Origin of the sequence: Streptomyces sp. NPDC094034, assembly GCF_040303865.1 — a bacterium.
GTDB lineage: Bacteria > Actinomycetota > Actinomycetes > Streptomycetales > Streptomycetaceae > Streptomyces.
This window is the reverse complement of record NZ_JBEOUD010000037.1, coordinates 59,469-83,098: the sequence shown is the minus strand read 5'-3', so window position 1 is coordinate 83,098 and position 23,630 is coordinate 59,469. Positions and strand designations below refer to the sequence as shown.

General features: G+C 68.1%; 9 protein-coding genes. All 9 read right to left on the bottom strand.

The window, feature by feature from the left end; genetic code table 11:
- The coding region (locus ABTZ59_RS27705) for a non-ribosomal peptide synthetase (RefSeq protein WP_351418863.1) at window positions 1-3,256 on the bottom strand (3,256 nt) is incomplete at its 3' end.
- 15 nt (window positions 3,257-3,271) lie between these two features.
- Window positions 3,272-17,497: a non-ribosomal peptide synthetase gene (locus tag ABTZ59_RS27700; RefSeq protein WP_351418861.1), complete on the bottom strand. Its 14,226-nt coding sequence runs from the start codon at window positions 17,495-17,497 to the stop codon at window positions 3,272-3,274.
- A 110-nt stretch (window positions 17,498-17,607) separates the two neighbouring features.
- Window positions 17,608-18,657 (bottom strand): methyltransferase, encoded by a 1,050-nt coding sequence (locus ABTZ59_RS27695; RefSeq protein ID WP_351418858.1) that lies wholly within the window; start codon window positions 18,655-18,657, stop codon window positions 17,608-17,610.
- 43 nt (window positions 18,658-18,700) lie between these two features.
- Entirely contained in the window at window positions 18,701-18,919 is a 219-nt protein-coding gene (locus ABTZ59_RS27690; RefSeq protein WP_351418855.1) for an MbtH family protein, read from the bottom strand.
- 64 nt (window positions 18,920-18,983) lie between these two features.
- The gene (locus ABTZ59_RS27685) at window positions 18,984-20,114 is read right to left on the bottom strand and encodes a beta-ketoacyl synthase N-terminal-like domain-containing protein (RefSeq protein ID WP_351418853.1); all 1,131 of its coding nucleotides are present in this window, start codon (window positions 20,112-20,114) and stop codon (window positions 18,984-18,986) included.
- Entirely contained in the window at window positions 20,108-21,418 is a 1,311-nt protein-coding gene (locus tag ABTZ59_RS27680; protein ID WP_351418849.1) for a beta-ketoacyl-[acyl-carrier-protein] synthase family protein, read from the bottom strand. The genes ABTZ59_RS27685 and ABTZ59_RS27680 overlap by 7 nt, the downstream gene beginning before the upstream one ends.
- Window positions 21,419-21,664, bottom strand: coding sequence for an acyl carrier protein (locus ABTZ59_RS27675; protein WP_351418846.1), 246 nt, complete (start codon window positions 21,662-21,664; stop codon window positions 21,419-21,421).
- A 98-nt stretch (window positions 21,665-21,762) separates the two neighbouring features.
- Window positions 21,763-22,413 carry a phosphosulfolactate synthase gene (locus ABTZ59_RS27670; protein ID WP_351418843.1) on the bottom strand — a complete coding sequence of 217 codons (651 nt, stop codon included), beginning with the start codon at window positions 22,411-22,413 and terminating at the stop codon, window positions 21,763-21,765.
- Between the two features lie 174 nt (window positions 22,414-22,587).
- The gene (locus ABTZ59_RS27665; RefSeq protein ID WP_351418841.1) at window positions 22,588-23,598 is read right to left on the bottom strand and encodes a hypothetical protein; all 1,011 of its coding nucleotides are present in this window, start codon (window positions 23,596-23,598) and stop codon (window positions 22,588-22,590) included.
- Between the last annotated feature and the right edge of the window lie 32 nt (window positions 23,599-23,630).

Genomic DNA, 23,630 nt, shown 5'->3' with positions numbered 1-23,630 from the left:
CCAACGGAAGCACATCCGAGATCCCCCTCCACCGCCGCTCCACCACCCCGATCTCCACCTGATTCAGAGAAACCAGCGGAAGATCGGAGGGCGTGAATCCACCCGCATCGGGATCGGCGGCACGGGAACGGACAGCAAGAGCGGCCACCGTCTTACGCTCGAACACGTCCCGTGCGGAGAGGGCCAGGCCGGCGGCCCGCGCTCGCGCCACCAGCTGGATCGACAGGATGCTGTCGCCGCCCAGCTCGAAGAAGCCGTCATCGATCGACACGGCGTCGACACCGAGGACTTCGGCGAACAGTTTGCAGAGGATCTCTTCCTGCGGCGTGCGCGGTCCCTTGTGCGTGGTGCCGGAGACGACTTCCGGGGCCGGCAGGGCGTTCCGGTCGAGTTTCCCGTTCGGTGTGAGGGGCAGTGCGTCAAGGGGGACGATGGCGGAGGGGACCATGTAGTCCGGCAACCGCTGCGCGACGAACCCGCGCAGCACGGCCGGATCCGCCACGGTTCCCGCGGCGGGCACCACGTAGGCGGTGAGCCGCTTGTCACCCGGAGAGTCCTCACGCACCACCACCGCGCTCTGCGCCACCAGCACGTGCTCCGCCAGCACCGCCTCGATCTCGCCCGGCTCGATACGGAAACCCCGCACCTTCACCTGCGCATCAGCACGCCCCACAAACTCCAAAACCCCATCCACCGACCACCGCACCACATCACCGGTCCGATACATCCGCGAACCCGCCACCACAGCAAACGGATCCGCCACAAACCGCTCCGCCGTCAACCCCGGACGCCCCACATACCCCCGGGCCACACCCGTCCCAGCGACATACAACTCACCCGCCACACCCACCGGAACCGGCGACAAACCCCCATCCAGCACATACACCCGCGTGTTGTCCATCGGCCGACCGATCGGCACCGAACCACCCACGACCGCACCCACCGGAACCTCGAACTGCGTCGCACACAAGGTGATCTCCGTCGGCCCGTACAACACCCGCACCACCGTGCCCGGACACGCCTCCACCACCCTCCGCACCGCCACCGGCGACACCACATCACCACCCGTCAACACCTCACGAACTCCGGAGAAACAGTCCGCGTCCTGTTCGGCGATCACGCGGAAGAGCCCGGCGGTCAGGTGTACGGAGGTGATCCTTTCCCGGGTCAGGAGCGTCCTGAGGGCCACCGAGTCGATCGGCTGCGTCGGGGCGACGACGACCCGCGCCCCGGAGAGCAGCGGAACCCACAGTTCGTAGTCGGAGATGTCGAAGGCGTGTGGTGCGTGGAAGAGGACTCGGTCCTCGGGGCCGCTCTTCCAGGACGGGTCACGGGCCAGATCGACGATGGCCCGGTGCGTGACGGCGACGCCCTTGGGCTCGCCCGTGGAGCCTGACGTGTACATCACGTAAGCCAGGCCGTCGCCCTCCGTACGAGCGCCGGCACCGGCGCGGGCGCCCGAGGCGGGGGGCTCAGAACCGTTTCCGGCCTCGCCGGCCGCTATCGCAGCACCGTCCACCGCATGGACGACGACTGCCGCGCCCGCAAACGCGGCCGCATCCCGCGGCCGGTCCGTCAGCAGCAGCCGGGCGCCGCAGTCGTCGACGACGATCCGGCGGCGCTCCGCCGGGTAGCCGTCGTGCAGCGGTACGTAGAACGCGCCGGTCTTGAGCACGGCCAGCAGCGCGACCACGAGGTCGGTGGAGCGCTCCATCCACACCGCGACGGCCTGTTCCGGTCCCGCGCCCATGGCGACGAGTTCGTGGGCAAGTGCGCCCGCCCTGGCGTCCAGCTCGGCGTACGTGAGCTCCGTTCCGCCGCCTGTGAGGGCGACGGCGTCCGGGGTGGCGCGCACCTGCGCCCGGAAGAGGTCAGGCACGGTGGTGTGTGGCGGTTGGACGTCGGCGCCGTTGCCCAGGGCGAGGAGCTGCTCCCGTTCGGCCGGGTCGAGCAGGTCGAGGTCGCGGATCGGAGTGTCCGGTGCGGCGACGATGGCTTCGAGGAGTCGGACGAGGCGTGCCGCGAGCTGTTCGACGGCCGCCCGGTCGAAGGCGTCCTCGCGGTAGTCGAGGTTCAGGACGAGCTCATGTCCGGGGAGGACCATGAGGCTCAGCGGATAGTGCGTCGCGTCGCGGCCCATGACGTCGGCGACCTGGAGGTCCGCACCGAGTCCCTCGGACGCGGCCTCGTCCACCGGGTAGTTCTCGAACACGACCACGGTGTCGAAGAGGTCGGTCCGCCCTGCGGCCTTCTGGATTTCGGCGAGCCCGAGGTGCTGGTGGGGCATCAGACGTGCCTGCTCGTCCTGAAGTCCGGCAAGAGCCTCGACGACGGAGCGAGCCGGGTCGAGTCGGACGCGGACCGGCAGGGTGTTGATGAACAGCCCGACCATGGTCTCGATGCCAGGGAGCTCCGGGGGGCGTCCGGAGACGGTGATGCCGAAGACCACGTCCTCCGAGCCGGTGAGGCGTCCCAGCAGGATGCCCCAGGCTCCCTGCATCAGCGTGTTGAAGGTGAGGTTCCGGGTGCGTGCCAGTTCGGCGAGAGCGTCTGTCAGGCGTTCGTCGACCGTGAAGGTGGCGCGTCGCGGGAACGACTGGGCCGGGCTCGTGCCCGGGTGGGGTACGAGGTGGGTGGAGTCCTGGAGCCCGTCGAGCGCGGCCGCCCATGCCTCGCGCGCACTCTCGCCGTTCTGCCGTGCGGTCCAGGCGAGGTAGTCGCGGTACGGGGTGACCGGCGTGAGGCGGGCTTCGCCCCGGCTCTGGTAGAGCCTGAACAGCTCCTGGAACAGGACCGCGTTCGACCATCCGTCGAGCAGGATGTGGTGGTTGGCCCAGACGAACCGGTAGTCGTCCTCGGCCATCCGGACGAGGGCGCACCGGATCAGCGGGGCCTGGCTCAGGTCGAACCGGCGCCCGCGGTCCTCGGTGAGGAGGCGTTCGAGTTCGGCTGCGCGCTGCTCGTGCGCAAGGTGGGTGAGGTCGATGTCTTGCCAGGGGACTTCGACGTCTCGCATCACCAGCTGTACGGGCTGCCCCGTCTTGCGATGCTGTATGCCCACCCGGAGGTTGGCGTGACGGGTCAGCACCTCGTTCACCGCCGTGCGCAGTGCCGCTCCGTCGACCGTGCCACGCAGGGAGATGACGAGCTGGACGACGTAGGTGTCCGCGGCTTCGTCATCGAACTGCGCGTGGAAGAGGAGCCCCTCCTGAAGAGGCGACAACGGAAGGATGTCTTCAATTCGGGACCGCTTCATCTCAAATCCTTCCGTTCAGTCTTCGAACTCGGCGAACTCGAACTCGTCGATTTCGTCTTGGCTCAGCCCCAGGAGGGGCACGTCGGACGGGGTCAGCCCGCCGATGCTGGGGGAATCGACCAGTGCGGCCAGGTCGGTCAGGGCCTGCGTATACGCGTCGGAGAGTTCCCGGACCTCGACGGCCGTCGACAGGCGGCGGCCGGGCCAGGCCCAAGTGGTGAGCAGCTCGGGTCCGTTGGTGGTGTCGCGGGCCACGGCGTTGACCGTGAGGGCGTGGGTCATGGGCATGTCCGGGTCGGCGCCGCCGCCGACTTCTCCGTCGTCGATGACCGACCAGGGTTGTGGCTCCGTGGCGTTGTGGCCGGTCGGCGCCGGGATGCGTCCCAGGTAGTTGAAGAGGATGTGGGCGGCGGGGAGGGCGGCGAGGCGGTCGACGGCCGCCGGGTTGAGGTACCTGAGCAGGCCGTAGCCGTAGCCGTTGTCCGGAGCTGCCCGCAGCTGCTCCTTCACGTACTTGAGGCCGTCCTCCGCCCCGCGCCCACCATCAACGTCCTGCATGTGGAGGCGGACGGGCGCGACGCTGGTGAACCAGCCCACCGTCCGGGACACGTCGAGGTCGGGGCTCATCGTCTGCCGTCCGTGGCGCTCCACGTCGACGAGGAACGGCGGCGTGGATCCGCCGTGCCGTGCCGTGCGGCGGTCGACGGCCAGCATGAGGGCTGCGAGCAGGACGCTGTCCGGTGCGCAGTTGAAGGCCTCGGGCAATGTGGTCAGCAGCGGCCCCGTCAGTTCCGCCGGGAGTGTCACGCTGAGGTTCTCGGCGGTGCCCCACGTGTCGCGTGCGGGTTCGAGGGCGCCTTGCAGCGTACTCAAAGGCGGCTCGGTGTCCGCGGTGAGCCGCTCCCAGAAGGGCAGTTCGCCGATCCGTCGTTCCGCCTCGGCGGTCGACTGTTCGGCCCAGCGGCGGAAGGACGTGTAGACGGGCTGGAGGCTCGGCTGTCGGCCCTCGGCGACGGCCTTCCAGGCAGAGACGAGGTCGGGCACGAGGATGCGCCAGGACACGGCGTCGACGGCGAGGTGGTGGAGCGTGATGACCAGGCTGCCGTACGCGTGCGGTCCCGCGTCGAGCCAGACGACGTCCAGCATGCGGCCGTCCGTTGGGGCCAGTCGGCTGCCCGCCTCGGCCCCCTGCTCGACCGCCAGCTCCCGGAGTCGCGGCTCCCCCAGCCCCCCGGCCTCGACGCGGGAGAGAGCCGGTGCGGCGGTGACCGTGCCGGGTGGCAGCACCTCAAGCCCCCACGTTCCGTCCGGAGAGGCGGCGAGGCGGGCCCTGAGGAGGTCGTGGTGGTCGATGACTGCTTGCAGCGCGGCCGTGAGGTCCTCGCGGAGCAGGCCGCCCGGGGTCACGAGCATGATCGACTGGCTGAACCGGTCGATGACGTCACTGCGTTCGCAGAGCTGCCGCATGACCGGTGTCAGTGGCACCACGCCGGTGCCGGAGTCCGCTGCCGCGTCGGTCCGCCCGTCCACCTCGACCGCCACCGCCGCGAGTCCTTCGACGGTCTTCCGCTCGAACACCTGCCGCGGTGTGACGATCAGCCCTGCCGCGCGTGCCTTGGCGACGAGTTGGATGGAGACGATGCTGTCGCCGCCCATCGCGAAGAAACTGTCGTCCGCGGAGACCTCGTCGACCCCCAGTACGTCGGCGAAGACCGCGCACAGGGTGCGCTCCTTGTCGGTGCGGGGAGCCCGACCGCCTCCGCCCGCGTAGTCGGGTACGGGCAGTGCCGCCCGGTCGAGCTTGCCCGTCGGCCCGAGGGGAAGGGCATCGAGCCGCACCAGGGCAGCTGGAACCATGTAGTCGGGCACAGCGTCGGCAAGACGGACCCGCAGGTGTTCGGGATCGACCTTCACGTCGGCGGCGGCGACCAGGTAGGCGACGAGCCGCTTGTCGCCCAGCCGGTCCTCGCGGACGACGACCACGGCCTGGGCCACGTCCGGGAACGACTCCAGCACCGTCTCGATCTCACCCGGCTCGATACGGAAGCCGCGCACCTTGACCTGGCTGTCGGTGCGGCCGGCGAACTCCAGGGTGCCGTCGTGCCGCCACTTCACCCGGTCGCCGGTCCGGTACATGCGCGTACCGGAAGGACCGAACGGGTCGGCCACGAACCGCTCCGCCGACAGGTCGGGGCGGTCGACGTAGCCGCGGGCCAAGCCCTCACCGGCGACGTACAGCTCGCCGATCACTCCGCAGGGCACGGGCTGGAGCCCTTCGTCGAGCACGTACAGCCGTGTGTTGTCGAGCGGCCTGCCGATCGGGATGAGAGAGGTGTCGTCGCTCCCCTCGGGAAGCGTGTGGTGGGCGACGCACAGGGTCGATTCGGTCGGCCCGTAGCTGTTGGTGAACCGCATGCCTCGGGCGTGGTCCCGCACTTTCCGCACCGCGGAGGGTGAGATCGTGTCACCGCCGACGTAGACGTCGCGAAGGGTGCCGAAGCTTTGGGGTGCGCTCTCGGCCAGGGCCCGGAAGATGCCCTCGTTGAGCAGACCCACGGTGACCCGGGCCGCCGTCATGGTGCGGGCGAGTTCGGGGATGTCCGCGGCCACGGTGCCCGAGGCCACGAGGGTGGCACCGCTGAGGAGGCCGCCCCACACCTCGTAGGTGGAGGCGTCGAACGACGGCGACGAGTGGACGAGGACACGGTCCTCGCCGGTGTGCTGCCAGTACTGGTCGAAGACGAGCGCGACCACGTTGCGGTGGGTGATGGCCACGCCCTTGGGGCGCCCGGTGGAACCGGAGGTGAACATCACGTACGCCAGGTCGAGAGGCCGCACTGTCGGCGCCATATCGGCCGCTGTCGACAGGCCCGGTGTGGGCAGCTCCTCGACCTGCAACGTGTCGAGACCGTTGGGCGGATACCGGTCCGGAAGCAAGGGTCGGGTCGTCCGGTCGACCACGACGGCGGTGCTCAGGGAGTCGCCGAGGATCAGCTCCAATCGGGCGGCGGGGCTCCGCCGGTCCAGGGGCACGTACGCGGCTCCGACCTGCGCGAGGGCGAGGGTCATGCAGATCTGGTCGACCCAGCTGTCCAACAGGAGCGCCACGCGGTCGCCCCGCCCGATGCCGTGTGCGGCCAGGCCGCGCACAAGCTGCCGTACGCGCACGTTCAACTCGGCGTAGGTGAGCTCGACTCCGCCGCCCACCAGCGCGAGGGCCTCGGGCGTGCGTGCGACCTGCGCCTGAAACAGCTCCGGCAGCGTTGCTTCGGGAATCTCGTGAGCCGTGTCGTTCCACTCGACGAGCATCCGCCGTCGCTCGTCCGCGCCGAGGACACCGAGCATACGGATCGGTTGGTCGGGGTCGCCCGTGACGGTTTCGAGGAGCCGGGACAGCCGCTCGGCGAGCTGCTCGACGGTGGTGCGCTCGAACAGATCGGTGCGGTAGTCCAACTCGCCCAGCAGGCCGGCCGGGATCCCGTCGAGCCCATGAGTCTCGGCGAGGTTGAGGGACAGGTCGAATCGGGCCGCCGGGATGTGCACCGGCTGGTCCTCCGTCTGAATGCCGGGCAGGTCGAGATCGGGTTCCGCGTTGTTGTGGAAGGCGAGCATGACCTGGAAGAGCGGGTGGCGGGCCATGGAACGCGCGGGATTGAGGATCTCCACGAGCCGCTCGAACGGCACGTCCTGGTGGGCGTACGCGGCGAGGTCGGCTTCCCGGACGCGCTCCACCACCTGCCGGAACGTCGGGTCGCCCGACAGGTCGGTCCGCAGAACCAGCGTGTTCACGAAGAACCCGACCAAATCATCGAGCGCGTCATCGGTACGACCCGCCACCGGCGTCCCGATCGGAATGTCCTCCCCGGCGCCCATCTTCGACAACAGCACCGCCAACGCCGCCTGCACCGTCATGAACACACTCGCCCCGCAGGAACGCGACAGCTCCACCAGACGGACATGCACCTCCGCCGGCACACGGACCTCCACCGAAGCACCCTCGTACGAGGCGATCGGCGGGCGCGGGTGGTCGACCGGCAGCTCCAGCTCTTCCGGAAGACCGGCCAAGGCCTGCTTCCAGTAGGCGACCTGGGCGGCGATCACGCTGTCGGGGTCGTTCTCCTCACCGAGGGCCTCGCGCTGCCAGATCGTGTAGTCCGCGTACTGCACCGCGAGCGGCCGCCACTCCGGGGCAGCACCCTGGCAACGGGCCGCGTACGCCTGCGACAGATCCTTCGCCAGCGGCACCATCGACCAGCCGTCGGCCGCAATGTGATGCACCACCATGACCAGAAGACACTCGCCGGGGGCGTCGGTGACATCCAGCACCCGGACCCGCCACGGTAGGTCCCGCTCCAGATCGAAACCGGCGGTGACCACTGCCCCGACAGCGGCCGGAACTCCGGCTTCCGAGACCCGCTCAACGACGCACTCCGGGACCGTCTCGGCACCCGCCAGGACATGCTGCCGCGGCTCGCCGTCCACCTGCGGAAACACCGTCCGCAGACTCTCATGCCGACCCGCGACGTCCGCCAGCGCGCCCCGCAGCGCCTCCACGTCCAAAACGCCGGTCAGACGCAGAGCAAGGGGGATGTTGTACGTCGCCGAGACGCCTTCGAGCTGGCCGAGAAACCACAGACGGCGCTGGGCGAACGACACCGGAAGAACCTCCGGCCGCACCCGCCGTACCAGCGGCTCACGGACCCGGTCACCTTCATCGAGTCGGTTCACCAACCCCGCAACGGTCGGAGCCTCGAACAAGGACCGGATGCCGACCTCGACCCCGAGGACGGTGCGGATCCGGCTCACCAGCCGGGTCGCCAGCAACGAGTGCCCGCCGAGGTCGAAGAAACCGTCGTCGATCGACACGGACTCGACGCCGAGGACCTCGGCGAACAGACCGCACAGGATCTCTTCCCGCGGCGAGCGCGGCGACCGCCCCGACTCGTCCATGGTGTGTTCGGGAGCCGGCAGGGCGTTGCGGTCGAGCTTCCCGTTCGGTGTCAACGGCAGCGCGTCGAGGGTGACGAACGCGGAGGGCACCATGTAATCCGGCAGCCGGTCCGCCACATGCCGACGCAACAGATCAGCCGGTACCGCTTCGCCGGCGACGGGCACCGCGTAGGCGGTGAGCCGCTTGTCGCCCGGAGTGTCTTCCCGCACCACGACCACGCTCCGCGCGACCGACGCGTGCTCCGCCAGGACCGCTTCGATCTCGCCCGGCTCGATGCGGAAACCCCGCACCTTCACCTGCGCATCAGCACGCCCCACAAACTCCAGCACCCCATCGGCCGACCACCGCACCACATCCCCGGTGCGGTACATCCGCGAACCCTCGACCACAGCAAACGGATCCGCCACGAACCGCTCCGCCGTCAAACCCGCGCGCCCCAGATACCCCCGAGCCAACTGCACACCCGCCACATACAACTCACCCGCCACACCCACCGGAACCGGCGACAAACCCCCATCCAGCACATACACCCGCGTATTCGCGAACGCATCACCGATCGCCGGCGGCAACAGACCACCAGACCCACCACCCACCACACACGACGTCACCCACACCGTCGCCTCAGTCGGCCCATACAGATTCACCACCTCACGACCCAACCCACACATACCCTCCGCCAACACCGAAGGCAGCGCCTCACCACCCACCAGCATCCGCAGACCCCGCACAGACCCAGGAACCTCCGCCACCAACACCTGCCACAACGACGGAGTCGCCTGCATCACCGACACACCCGACCCACGCACCAGCCCACCCAGCACAAACGGATCCCGAACCTCCTCCCGCCCCGCAACCACCACACACGCACCACCGACCAACGGCAGAAACAACTCCAACACCGCAATATCAAACGCAACCGTCGTCACCGCCAACAACCGGTCGGACGAATCCAACCCACACCGCACACCCGCCGCCGCCAAAAACCCCACCAACGCCCCATGCGACACCACCACACCCTTCGGCCGACCCGTCGAACCCGACGTATAAATCACATACGCCGGATGCGCAGACAGCACCGAAGACAACCGATCACCATCGGACAGGTCTCCGCCGTCCCGGCCACCCACGGCCCGCCGGACTTCGGGATCATCGAGCAGCAAGTACCGTGCGGCGCCGTCCCGGGGCAGCAAATCCGCGGTCACCGCTTCCGTCAGAACCACAAGGGGTTCGGCATCCGCAAGCATGTAGGCGATCCGGTCCGCCGGATACTCCGGATCCACCGGCACATAACCCGAACCGCTCTTCAACACCGCCAGCAACGCCACAACAAGGTCGACCGACCTCGGCAGAGCGACGGCGACGAGCCTCTCCGGACCCGCACCGCACCCCACCAGATGACGAGCCAGACGATTCGCCCGAGCGTTCAACTCCGCATACGACAGCTCGACACCACCACTGACCACGGCCAGCGCGTCCGGAGTGCGAACCACCTGCGCCTCGATCAGCTCCGGCAACGACGCGTCCGGAACTTCGACCTCATTCCTGTTCCACGAGGTCAGGATCTGCTCGCGTTCATCGGGCCCCAGCAGTTCGATCTCGCTGACACGCAGGTCGGGATCGACAAAAACCGCTCGCAGTACGCGTATCAGGCGGTCCGCGAGGTGCTGAACGGTTCTCTCGGCGAACAGATCCGTCCGATACTCCAACTGCCCCTCAAGACCCGCGGGGTTCCCGTCGATGTCGTGGGTCTCCCCCAGGCTCAACGACAGGTCGAACTTCGCCACCGACCCGTGAACCTGTTCCGCCCGCACGCTCAGCCCGGGCAGCGCAAGCTCCGGGTCAGCGATGCTCTGGACCGTAAGCATGACCTGGAAGAGAGGGTGGCGGGCCATGGAACGCGCCGGGTTGAGGATCTCCGTGAGCCGCTCGAACGGCACGTCCTGGTGAGCGAACGCGGCCAGGTCGGCTTCCCGGACCTGTTCGAGGACTTCACGGAAGGTCGGATCGCCCGAAAGATCGGTCCGCAGCACGAGCGTGTTCACGAAGAACCCGACGAGATCGTCGAGCGCGTCATCGATACGGCCCTCGACGGGCGTCCCGATCGGGATGTCCTGCCCGGCGCCCATCTTCGACAGCAGCACCGCCAACGCGGCCTGCACGGTCATGAACACACTCGCGCCGCAGGACCGGGACAGCTCCACCAGACGGGCGTGCACTTCGGCCGGTACGTGCACGTCCACGGAAGCACCCTTGTGCGATGCGATCGCGGGGCGCGGGTAGTCGACGGGGAGCTCCAGTTGCTGGGGCACCTCAGCCAGCGCCTGCTTCCAGTAGGCGATCTGGGCGGCGATCACACTGTCCGGATCGTCCTCGCTGCCGAGCAGCTCGCGCTGCCAAAGCGTGTAGTCGGCGTACTGCACCGGCAGCTCCTGCCATGCCGGCGCATGTCCCTGGCAACGGGCCGCGTACGCCTGGGACAGATCCTTCGCCAGTGGCGTCATGGACGAGCCGTCCGCCGCAATGTGATGGACCACCATCACCAACACCCACTCATCGGGGGCGTCGGTGACCTCCAGCAGACGCACCCGCCACGGCAGATCCCGCTCCAGATCAAACCCGGCACCCGTCACACCCGCCACTGCCGCAGCGACACGATCGGTGACCACTGCCTCCACGACGATGTCGGGAACACCCGCCGCACCCCGCCGAATCTCCTGCCACGGCTCCCCGTCCACCTGCGGGAACACCGTCCGCAGACTCTCGTGCCGACCGGCGACGTCCGCGAGCGCGCCCCGCAGCGCCTCCACGTCCAAAGCGCCGGTCAGACGCAGAGCAAGGGGGATGTTGTACGTCGCCGACACACCCTCAAGCTGACCCAGGAACCACAGACGCCGCTGCGCGAACGACACCGGAAGAACCTCCGGCCGCACCCGCCGCCCCAACGACTCCCGAACCCGACCACCCTCACCAAACCGCCCCACCAACCCCGCCACAGACGGAGCCTCGAACAACGACCGAATACTCACCTCCACCCCGAACACCGACCGGATCCGGCTCACCAGCCGGGTCGCCAACAACGAATGCCCACCCAACTCGAAGAACCCGTCATCAATCGACACCGACTCCACACCCAGAACCTCGGCAAACAAACCGCACAAGATCCCCTCCCGCGGCGAACGCGGCCCACGCCCGGCACCACCCCGCGTGTAATCCGGGGCCGGCAACGCCCGCCGATCCAACTTCCCGTTCAGGGTCAGGGGCAGGGCATCAAGGGAGACGAAGGCGGAGGGCACCATGTAATCCGGCAACCGCTCGCCCACATACCGACGCAGAACAGCAGCATCGAAGTCCACCGCCGCAGACACGACGTAAGCGACAAGACGCTTGTCACCAGGAGAGTCCTCCCGCACAACCACCGCCGCCTGAACAACCTGCTCATGCCCAGCGAGAACAGCCTCGATCTCACCCGGCTCGATACGGAAACCCCGCACCTTCACCTGCGCATCAGCACGCCCCACAAACTCCAAAACCCCATCCACCGACCACCGCACCACATCCCCGGTCCGGTACATCCGCGAACCCGCCACCACAGCAAACGGATCCGCCACAAACCGCTCCGCCGTCAAACCCGGACGCCCCACATACCCCCGAGCCAGACCAGCACCCGCGATATACAACTCACCCGCCACACCCACCGGAACCGGCGACAACCCCCCATCCAGCACATACACCCGCGTATTCCACACCGGACGCCCGATCGGAATCGCATCCGGCAGCTCGGCATCGGTGTACCACGAAGTCGCATAGACAGTGGCCTCAGTGGGCCCATAACAGTTCGCTACGCGAGCCACAGGAAAGGCCGAGCGGACCTTCCTGGCAACAATCGGCGAAATCGCCTCACCCGCCATGACAACCGTTGCCGCATCCGCATCCGCATCCGGCGCACGATCCAGCAGACTTGAGAACACCGAAGGCACACCGCTCACCAACGGCCGACCGGTCCCCCCGACAGCCTCTTCGCCGAATGCAAGCAGATCCCGGATCAGGTGGACCCTGCCGCCGGCAAGCAGCGGAGCCATGATCTCGAACACCGACACATCGAAGTTGAGCGACGTCGACGCGCAGACATCCTCCAGCCGCCCCGAACCAAACCCCTCAGCAGCCCACGAAGCAAGGTTCACCACGCTGCCGTGCTCGACCATCACACCCTTCGGCCGCCCCGTCGAACCCGACGTATAGATCACATACGCAGGGTGCGCAGGCAGCAGCGAACACAAGCGATCACCATCGGACAGGTCTCCGCTGTCCCGGGGCAACAAGGCCTCCGCAACCGCTTCCGTCAGAACCACAACGGGTTCGGCATCCGCAAGTATGTAAGCGATCCGGTCCGCCGGATACTCCGGATCCACCGGCACATAACCCGAACCGCTCTTCAACACCGCCAGCAACGCCACAACAAGGTCGACCGACCTCGGCAACGCCACCGCCACCAAGCGCTCCGGACCCGCACCACACACCACCAGATGACGAGCCAGACGATTCGCCCGAGCGTTCAACTCCGCATACGACAGCTCGACACCACCACACACCACAGCAACGGCATCAGGAGTACGCGCCACCTGCGCCTCGAACAACTCCGGCAACGTCGCATCCGGAACCTCACGGACCGTGTCGTTCCACTCGACCAACACCCGCCGACGCTCCTCGACACCGAGGACATCGATCTCGCTGACCAACCGACCAGGCTCGGCAACGGCGGCTTCCAGCACGCGCACCAGGCGATCCGCAAGACTCTGGACAGTGGTCTCCGCGAACAGATCCGTGCGGTAGTCCAACTGCCCTTGCAGTCCTGCGGGTGCTCCGTTCTCGTCCCGGAGTTCACCCATGCTGACAGACAGATCGAACTTGGCCACCGCGCCTTCGACCTGTTCTCCACGAACGGTCAGACCAGGCAGGTCGAGATCGGGCCTGGCGACGTTCTGGAAGGTGAGCATGACCTGAAAGAGAGGGTGGCGGGCCATGGAGCGCGCCGGGTTGAGGATCTCCACCAACCGCTCGAACGGCACGTCCTCGTGCGTGAACGCGGCCAGGTCCGCCTCCCGAACCCGTTCGACCACGTCCCGGAACGTCGGATCACCCGACAGGTCGGTCCGCAGAACCAGCGTGTTCACAAAGAACCCGACCAAATCATCAAGCGCGTCATCGGAACGACCCGCCACCGGCGTCCCGATCGGAATGTCCTCCCCCGCACCCACCTTCGACAACAGCACCGCCAACGCCGCCTGCACCGTCATGAACACACTCGCCCCGCACGACCGGGACAGCTCCACCAGACGGACATGCACCTCCGCCGGAACACGGAACCCGACCGAAGCACCCTCATGCGACGCGACAGCAGGGCGCGGGTAATCCACCGGCAGCTCCAGCTGCTCCGGAAGACCAGCCAAGGCCTGCTTCCAGTACGCGACCTGGGCCGCGATCACACTGTCCGGATCACCCTCGTCACCCAGCACCTCACGCTGCCACAACGTGTAGTCCGCATACTGCACCGGCAACTCCTCCCACCCCGGCGCATGTCCCTCGCAACGGGCCGCATACGCCTGCGAAAGATCCCTCGCCAGTGGGGCCATCGACCAGCCGTCCGCCGCAATGTGATGGACCACCATCACCAACACCCACTCACCAGGAACATCGGTGACCTCCAGCAGACGCACCCGCCACAGCAGATCCCGCTCCAGATCAAACCCGGCCGAAGCCACCTCCACCACTGCGGCAGCGACACGATCGGTGGCCACCGGCACCACACGCAGTTCGGGGACGCCCGTGACCGCGTCCAGGACCAGTTGGCTCGGCCGGCCGTCAGCGCTCTGGCGGAACACGGTGCGCAGACTCTCGTGCCGACCCGCGACATCCGCCAGCGCACCCCGCAACGCCCCCACATCCAACACACCCGTCAGACGCAGAGCGAGGGGGATGTTGTACGTCGCCGACACACCCTCAAGCTGACCCAGGAACCACAGACGCCGCTGCGCGAACGACACCGGAAGAACCTCCGGCCGCACCCGCCGCCCCAACGACTCCCGAACCCGACCACCCTCACCAAACCGCCCCACCAACCCCGCCACAGTCGGAGCCTCGAACAACGACCGGATACTGACCTCCACCCCCAGGACCGTCCGGATCCGGCTCACCAGCCGGGTCGCCAACAACGAATGCCCACCCAACTCGAAGAACCCGTCATCAATCGACACCGACTCCACACCCAGAACCTCGGCGAACAACCCGCACAAGATCCCCTCCCGCGGCGAACGCGGCCCACGCCCGGCACCACCCCGCGTGTAATCCGGGGCCGGCAGCGCCCGCCGGTCCAACTTCCCGTTCAGGGTCAGGGGGAGAGTGTCCAGCACCACGAACGCCGACGGCACCATGTAGTCGGGGAGCCGCTCCGCGACGTACGCACGCAGTGCCACCGTGTTCACGCCGGCGGGGTCGGTGCTCGCGAGCGGCACCACGTAGGCCGTGAGTCGCTTGTCGCCGGGGGTGTCCTCCCGGAGGATCACCGCTGCCTGGCCGATCTGGGCGTGGCCGGCCAGGACTGCTTCGATCTCGCCGGGTTCGATGCGGAAGCCGCGTACTTTTACCTGGTCGTCGACGCGGCCTATGAAGTCCATGGTGCCATCGGCGAGCCAGCGCACCACGTCCCCCGTGCGGTACATCCTGCCGCCCGGTACGCCGAAGGGGTTCGCGACGAAGCGGCCGGCGGTCAGTTCGGCGCGATTGAGGTAGCCACGGGCCAGGCCGTCGCCGGCGATGTAGAGCTCACCGCTGACTCCCGGGGCAACGGGGCGCAGTGCCTCGTCCAGAACGTACAGCTGCGTGTTCCAGAGGGGCCGGCCGATGGGAACGGAATGGTGCGGTATCTGGCCGACTTCGCGCAGCGGGTTGACGGCGGAGAAGACGGTGGTCTCGGTTGGACCGTACTCGTTGGCGACGACCGTGCCAGGGCAGGCTTCGAGGACGCGGTGGACGGCGGTGGGCGAGACGACGTCTCCGCCTGCCCAGATCTCGCGGACGCCCTTGAAGCAGGCGGGGTGCTCCTCCGCGAGGACGCGGAAGAGGCCGGCGCTGACGAACAGGCCGGTCACGTTCTGCTCGGCGATCACCTTGGCGAGGTCTGCGGCGTCCATCAGGCCGGCCGGGGCGACGACGACGGTGCCGCCGGTCAGGAGCGGTGTCCAGATTTCAAAGGTGGACGCGTCGAAGGCGTACGGGGAGTGCATGAGCACGCGTTCGTGCCGGCCGGAGGTCCAGTAGGAGTCGGCGGCCAGGTGCACGACGTTGCGGTGTGTGTTGGCCACGCCTTTGGGCTTGCCGGTGGAGCCGGAGGTGTACATGACGTACACAAGCTGCTCGGAGTGGACCGCGACCTGCGGTGCGCACGGGGCACCGTCCGGGGCGGCCCCCGTGCCCGGGTCCGCAGCCGTCCCCGCCGTCTTGGCCGTCGTATCCGTCGCGTTCTCCGTGCCGTCCTCGCCCCGGGACGTGACGCGGATGACGGGGACGTCCGCGGTGAAACCGATGTCGTGCTGATCCCGGTCGGTCAGCAGGGCCATGGCGGCGGTGTCCTGAAGGATGAACTCGGACCGGCCGGCGGGCTGGTTCGGGTCGATGGGTACGTACACGCCGCCGGCCTTGAGGACGGCCAGGGACGAGACGACGACGCCGATGGAGCGTTCCTGGAGGACGGCGACCCGGGACTCGGTGGTGACGCCGGCGCGCCGGAGCCTGCGGGCCAGACGGTTGGCGCAGGCGTCGAGTTCCGCGTAGGTCAAGGTGGTCGCGCCGTCGGTGACGGCGTTGGCGTCGGGGGTGCGTGCCGCCTGGGTTTCGAAGAGTGCGTGGACGGAGATCTCGTGCGGGTAGTCGACGTCCGTGTCGTTCCAGGTGTGCAGGATCCGCTCGCGCTCGTCCGGCGCGACCATGTCGGCCTGGCGCAGGGGGGCGGCGGGATCCGCGACGAGCTGTTCCAGCAGGCTCAGGTACCGGGTCTGGTGGGAGGAGAGTTCCTGCCGGTCGTACAGGTCGGAGTTGCCGTCGAAGTCGATGGTGGGGCCCCGGCCGTCATCGACGTCACGGACGACGATGGAGAGGTCGGGTACCGGTCCGCTCGACAGGTTGTGGGGGGAACCGTGGAGGTTGCCCAGTGATATGCCGTCGTTGAAGGAGATGATGTTGGCGACGACGTTCCATATGCGCTGGGTGCTGTTCCCTCCGCGGACCTCCCGGATCAGGTGTTCCGAGCGGAAGCGCTGGTGGCGCAGTGCCTGGTTCACTTCGGTGGTGGCCCGGCCGAGGAGGTCGCGGAAGGATTCCTCGCCGGGGACCGTCAGGCGGAGCGGGAGGACGTCGGAGAGGGTGGTGACGGTGTGCCTGGCGTGCACCGACTTGCGGCCCGTTACGGGAAGGCCTACCAGGATGTCCTGTTCACCGGTCATGCGGCTGAGGTAGACGAAGACGGCCGCGATGAAGACCACGGCGCGTGTCGTCCTGTGCTCGTGGGCCAGGTCGCCGAGCGTGTCGCTGCTGGCCTTGTCCAGCTCCGTGGTCACCCGGGTGACCTGTCCGTTGACGCCGGGCTCGCGTGACGCGAGGGTCGCCGGGTGCGGGCGGTCGGCGAACTTGTCGAGCCAGTAGGCGCGGTCGGCGGTGAACTTCGCCGAGGCGAGGTACTCGCGGTCCTCCTCGCGGAGCGGATCGAGCCCCCGCGGGACGACCGCTTCGGGCGCGTGGGTGCCCGGTGACCGGAGCGACATGTAGATCTCTCCCAGGCGCTGCTGGAACAGGAAGCCGCCATAGCCGTCCATGAGGAGGTGGTGAAACCTCACGTACCAGAAGTAGCGCCCGTCGGAGATCCGGAAGAGGGCGAACGACCAGAGCTGACCGGTGAGGACGTCCACGCGTCGGCGGAGGTCGGTGTGCATCCATTCCCGCGCCGCCGCTTCCGGGTCGGGCCGACTGGAGACGTCGATGTATCCGACGTCCGGGACGAGGGAGGGATCGAGCGTCTGCCGTACGCCTTCCGGTCCTTCGCTGAAGCGTTGGTGCAGCGCTTCGGACTCGCGGAACGCCTGTCGGCAGGCCTCCTGGAACAGGGCGACGTCGATGTCGCCATGGAAGTCGACGTACTCGGCGATGTTGTAGGCGTGTCCCGAAGGGTCGAGCTGGTGGCCGAACCAGATTCCCGTCTGAGCAGTGGACAGTTCCGTGTGCTCGCTCTGCTCCTCGGACATCCTCATCACCTCACGCTTGAAGCCAACAACTGGAACGGGCGACACGACGGGCTACCGGTGTGCCGGGGCGGGCGCCGTCGTGCCCGTGTCTCGCTCTCGGGGACCACCGGTCAGCAGGCGTCCCTCCTCGCTTCGAGCACGCTGAAGAACGAGTCGGTGAGCCGGGTGACGTGTGAAAGGTGCAGGCCTGCCTGCCTGAGCAGGGACCGGTATTGGTCCAGGGTGCGTTCGCGGCCACCGAGGACGACCATCATTCCCAGGTCGCTCCACCAGGCGGGGTGGGCTTCGCCCGATTCGGGCAGCAGCATTTCGCAGATGATCAGGCGGCCGTCCGCGGAGAGTGCCTCGCGGCTGCGGCGCAGGATGGTGACGGCCTCGTCATCTTCCCAGTCGTGGAGGACACTGCACATCAGGTGGGCATCGGCCCCCGTGGGGATCTCCTGCAGAAAGTCGCCCGATTCGGTGCGGCAGCGGTCTCGCAGTGGAGCGAGTTCGCCGGAGAGCTCGGCCCGTTCGACGACGCTGCGCCGGTCGAAGAGAATCCCGGTGATGTGCGGGTTGGCCGTCAGGATGGAGGCGAGTACGGCGCCCTTGCCGCCGCCGACGTCGAGGAGGCAGCGAGTGTCGTTCCATGCGGGGAGGGTGGCGAGGCCCGAGTAGAGGCGACCCGCCCGTTCCCGCATGCGTTCGTCGAAGGCGGCGCCGACTTGGCCGTCGCTGTCCTTGTGGGTGAAGAATCCGGCGCCGAACTGGCTGTCGAAGGCGGGCCGGCCCGTGGCGATGGTGTCGACGGCACCGAGCCAGGCGCGGTAGGAGTCGACGTTGGTAAGGGTCGCCCGCATCGAGACGGACGAGTCGGTCCTGAGCAGTTGGCCCAGCCGAGTGAGGGAGAACAGGCCTTCACCGTGGTCAGCGAAGAACCCGCAGCTGGCAAGGGTTCGAAGGAGCCGTTCCAAGGCTCCGGGCGACAGGTCGAGTGCCCCGGCCAGCTCCTCCACCTTCCGTTCTGCGTCACTGAATTCGTCCGCGATGCCCAAGTGCGCGGCGACGGACAGCGCGTATGGCAGTACGGCGACGATGCTGTCGTCGGCCATGCGCAGGAATTCGCGGACCACCGGGTCGGTCGCGGTCGCGATGACGTGTTCTCGGTCGGTACTCACCCGGTTGGGCCTTCCGTTCATGCCGTCAGAGAGGTGGGCGTCTTCAGGAGCTTGTGTCGCCCATGGCGTCCACCAGGCTCTTCGGGCGCATGTCCACCCAGTTCTCGTTGATGTAGTCGAGGCAGGTCTGCCGGGTGTCCTTGTCGTGGACGACGGTCCACCCCGCGGGCACCACTGCGAACGCGGGCCAGAGGGAGTGCTGTCCTTCGTCATTGACGAGAACGGTGTAGACGCCTTCGGGGTCCTCGAACGGGTTGGCCATCAGGTCTTCCTTCCTTGCAGAGCGGATTCCTCGGTGCCCGGTGCGGTTGTGTGCACCGGGTTGTTCAGCGGCCGGACGACGGCAGTCGCAGCAGCGCGCAGGCCACCGCTCCGTCGGGATCGCCGGCGCTGACCAGCGCCAGGCGGTCGCCGTCGTGGCCGCGGTCGGCGGTGGCGTGCTGAGCGGTGCTCAGCAGCGCCGCGATCTGGAAGACGGATGCGGCGGCGGAGGTGTCTCCGATCAGTGATCCGATCGCGGGCCGGGAGAGGGCCTGCGTACCGAACATTTCCTGGAGCAGCCGGGTTTCCCCAGGCGTCGGTGTCCCGCCGCAGCTGCTCGGCATGGCGGCCCAGACGTCCTCGGCCGCCACTGCTGCGGCGTCGAGTGCGGCGGACAGGCAGGAGCGCAGGGCGGCGACGGGATCGCCGTCCACGTCGATGCGTGAGGTGACTGTCAGGACCTCGGCCAGGACGGTGCGCTCGGCGCCGATGTCGTCGGGCCGCTCCAGCAGGAGGACGGCGCATCCCTCGCCCAGTGCCGCACCCTCGGCGCAGGGGTCGCGCCGGTGGTGCTCCAGCCAGGAGCGGGCCTGCGAGTACTCCTCGGTGGCGCCGACGACGACACGGTCGGCGCGGTGCCGCGCGAGCAGCCGACGGCCGTGTTCGAGGGCCATGAGGCCCGATACCCGTCCAGCGGCGAGGGTGCTGTTGGGGCCGCGGAGACCATGGAAGATGGCGCTGGCCGAAGTGGCCCTGTTCATGGCCATGTTCGGGATGGCCACGGGTGGTACGTCCTGCGGGCGTCGTCCTTCGAGGGAAGCGCGGGTCAGGTCCGCGTATCCCTGTGCGCTGCCGGCGGTGGTGCCGAGCACGATCGCGGTGGTGAGACCGCTGTCGTCGACGATGTCGGGCGCGTGCCGCACCAGCTCGCGCACCGCGGTGATGGCCAGGCCGGTGCCGCGGTCGAGCCCTCTGGTCCCTGCCTTCCCCAGTACCTGCCGGACGTCGAAGTCCGGTACGAGATGGGCCAGCGGTTCGGCGACGACCCCCCAGATGTCACTGTCGGGGTGCCGGGCGGTCGTGTGGCCGGCCGACAGCCCCCGTTCGAAGGGCTCGCGCCCCACTCCGAACGGCGACACGGCCGACCATGCGGTGATGACGGGGCGCTGCGGTCGGCCCGCCTCGGTGCTCAGCACGGCTGCCCCTCTTGTGCCATCGGCTCCTGGCCGGGGTTCTGTTCCGTCGGTGGGGTCCGTCGGCCGTCGAAGCCGCCGAGGACGACGACAGCGTTGTTGCCGCCGAAGGCCAGGGCGCTGTTCTGGACGATCCGCACGTCTGCTTCCACGGATCGGTTGGGTGTGCAGTCGACGGCGCATTCCGGGTCGGTGTGCCGGTGGTTGGCCGTGGGGGGCACGAAGCCGTGGTGGATGGCGAGGGCACTCGCCACCGCGCCAAGGGCGCTGGCCGCGCCCATGGTGTGCCCGATCATGGACTTGACGGCGGTGACACGGGGCATCCGCGAGCCGAAGACGCTGTGCATGGCCTGCACTTCGGTGATGTCGTTGGTCGTGGTGCCGGTGCCGTGCGCGCAGACGAGGTCGACGTCTTCCGGGTTGATTCCGGCGTCGTCCAGCGCCAGGCGCATGCAGCGCGCCACACTTTCCTGTTCGGGAGCGACGGGGTGGTGGGCGTCGCAGTTCAGTCCGTAGCCCATGACTTCCGCGTACACGCGGGCGCCGCGGGCGCGCGCGGAGTCGGCGTCCTCCAACAGGAGCATGCCGGCTCCCTCGCCGAGCAGGAGGCCGTCGCGCCCCGCGTCGAAGGGGCGGCACTCCTCTTCGGCGACGAGACCGAGCCGGGTGAACCCGGCGAGCGTCTTGCGGCACAGCACGTCCGCTCCGCCCACGAGGGCGTAGTCGGCATCGCCGCACCGTATCGCGTCGAGTGCTGCGCCAATGGCGTAGTTCCCCGCGGCGCAGGCGGTGGTGATCGAGATGGCTTCGACGTCGCGGAGGCCGAGCTCGCGTGCGAGGTGTACGGAGAGCTGTGACGCGGGTACGCGGCGGGCCAGGACGGCCGGCATGTCTTCGAGCCCTCCGGGGAGGACCGCTTCGACGATGCCGTCCAGGTCCGGTACGCCGCCGTCCGTGGTACCGACGGCGATGAACCCGCGTCGTTGCTTGTGCAACTCCGACGCGGTCACTCCGGCGTCCGCCAGGGCCATGCGGCTTGCCGCGATGGCGAATCCCGCGGCCGGTCCCACCTCGTCCAGGGGAAGGTTGTGAATCCAGTCCCCGGGTTTGTAGTCCGTCACCTGGTGTCCGCGCCGCTGCGGGAAGTCCTGTGTGTCGAAGCGGGTGATGTCGGTGGTGCCCGCGTGTCCGGCCCGCAGCGCGTCGGTGAATGGCCCGACACCGTTGCCGATGCTGGAAAGAACGCCCATGCCGGTGATGACCACTTGCCGGCGTCGGCCGTTCGTCCTGTCCCCCGTGCTCGTCATCTACCTTGCCTTGGCCGTTTCGAGGATCTCCAGCACTGTCTTCAGGTCGACCATGCGCCTCAGGTCTTCCCGTGGGATTTCCATGTCGAGCGCCACCTCGATCTGACTCTGAATTTCCACGGCGTTCATGGAGTCCGCACCGTATTCCTCCCGGAACCGTCCTGCGGCAGTCAGCTCTTCCCCCTCCAGCTCAAGCACATCGCAGATTATTTCGCGGACCTTTTCCTCACGCTCGGCAGGAAGCACCGTCGCTCCATTTCCCTCAGGCCGTGATGGCGCAGAGAATGCATTCTTGTTCGGGCAGGGCATGCCGGTCCAGTGATATTTCTCAGATGTCGCCCATGTCACTTGGCGAGAAAAGAGCGTTCGTACGCATCGCTGTGCAGACCGAGCCGGTAGGTTTCCACCCTGAGCAGCTCTTCCAGCCGAACATTACCCAGGGCGACGTCGGCACCGAAATGGTCGAGCAGTGCGAATTGGCTCGGCTTGGTGGGTGCCTCGAATATGAGGCGATCCAGCCCGAATTCATCCGCAAGCGTGTCGGCGAGTCCACTGCTCAGCTTGCCGTGAGAATCGAAGAGCCCCACGTCGGCGGCGTTCTCGCGGCCTTCGACGACGAGGTGGGTGGCGCCTTCGTTGAGCCATTGGCCGCCCTGTGCGATGAGCCGCTTCGTCGTCTCCTCGTCGAATGCCCCGTCGTGCTTTCCCCCTATCTCGTAGGTGACCGTGAGGCCTCGGGCTGTCGCGGCCTCCAGCACGCGTCCGGGGTGGGGGTCGGAGCGGGTGAAGCCCTGTCCCGCCTCGATGCCCGTGACGCTCACTCGCCGGCACAAGTCGAGGTACTCGTCCAGCAGGCCGAGGTCGGCGGCTATCTCGAACATGCCGCCGCCGACTGTCACCGGAAGGCCGTGATCCCGGGCGGCCCGGATCTTCTGCTGGAGGCTGCTGTCCTCGATGAGCAGCCACGTCGCCATGGAGAGCTTGAGCCCCGCCATCAGGCAGTGGCTCTGCCCGATGTGGGAGACCACTGTCGCGACGTCGTAGCCGGGGTCGAACGGGTAGGTCCGGGGCGGCCGGTGGACGACGCCGAGTGATGCGAGGAAAGCCCGTTGCGGGGATGGAGCGCCGTTCGCTTCGGACACGATTGCTCTTTCGTTCACTGAAAGGGGTTACCTCTCCAGTCGAGTACCCACGCCGTTCTCAACGGCCCGCCTGTAGACGGCGGCCGAGCAGGCGATGTCTCCGACGGCCTGTCCGATGGGGTTGAAGAAGATGGTCTCCTCGGGCTTCTCGCGGCCCGGACGTGCGCTGGTGACGAGTTGCGAGAGTTCCGCATGGCAGCGTTCGGGACCGAAGGTGCCCTGCCGCGCCATGGTGTGGAGAAGTTTCCCGGGCCGCATGACCTGCTCGTAGCAGTCGACGACGACCTTGTCGCTGGCGAGGACGACGTCCGGCATGGGGTCGGCGAGCGAAACGTTCAGGAACAGGGAGCCGCGCGGCACCCACTCGACGGGGATCCACGGCCCGGGGGCGGTGGTGACCACGAGGATGACGTCCGCGCCGCGCAGGCATCCGGCGGCGGAGTCGTGGACGGTGACGGTCAGCCCGTGCTCCGCGCGGGCCCAGCGCGCGAAGGACTCGGCCTGCTGGGGGGAGACATCGTGGACCTCCACCGCCTCGGGCCTGTCCCACGTTTCACAGAGAAGGGACAGGTGCGTCCTGGCGAGGAGACCGGCTCCCAATACGGCGAGACGCCTGCCCTCGGGCGCCAGGTACCGGCAGGCCAGGACGGAGACCGCGGCGGTCCGCCATGCGCTCACGACGGAGCCGTCCATGATGGCGACGGGGTAGGCGCTGTCCGCGTCGTTGAGAACGATCACCGCGGAGGCCCGCGGTACGCCCCGGACTTCCTGGTTGTCGTGGGCGCTGCCGATCCACTTGATGCCGGAGAGCTGGATCTCGCCGCCCACGTAGGCGGGCATGGCGATGATGCGGTCAGTCGGGTGCGGTCGGTCGGGCCGACGCAGATAGGGCTTGAGCGGTTGCACGACGTCGCCGGCGGCCTGGGCGCGAAGTGCGGCCTCCACGGCTTCCACGAAGAGAGTGCGTTCGGGGCCGACGGCGCGTTCGACGTCGGCCGCCGACAGGTAGATCAGCCCATCGCGTGCGATGGGGTCCATCGCTTTCAAGATTCCCCCTGAGTCCCGTTCAC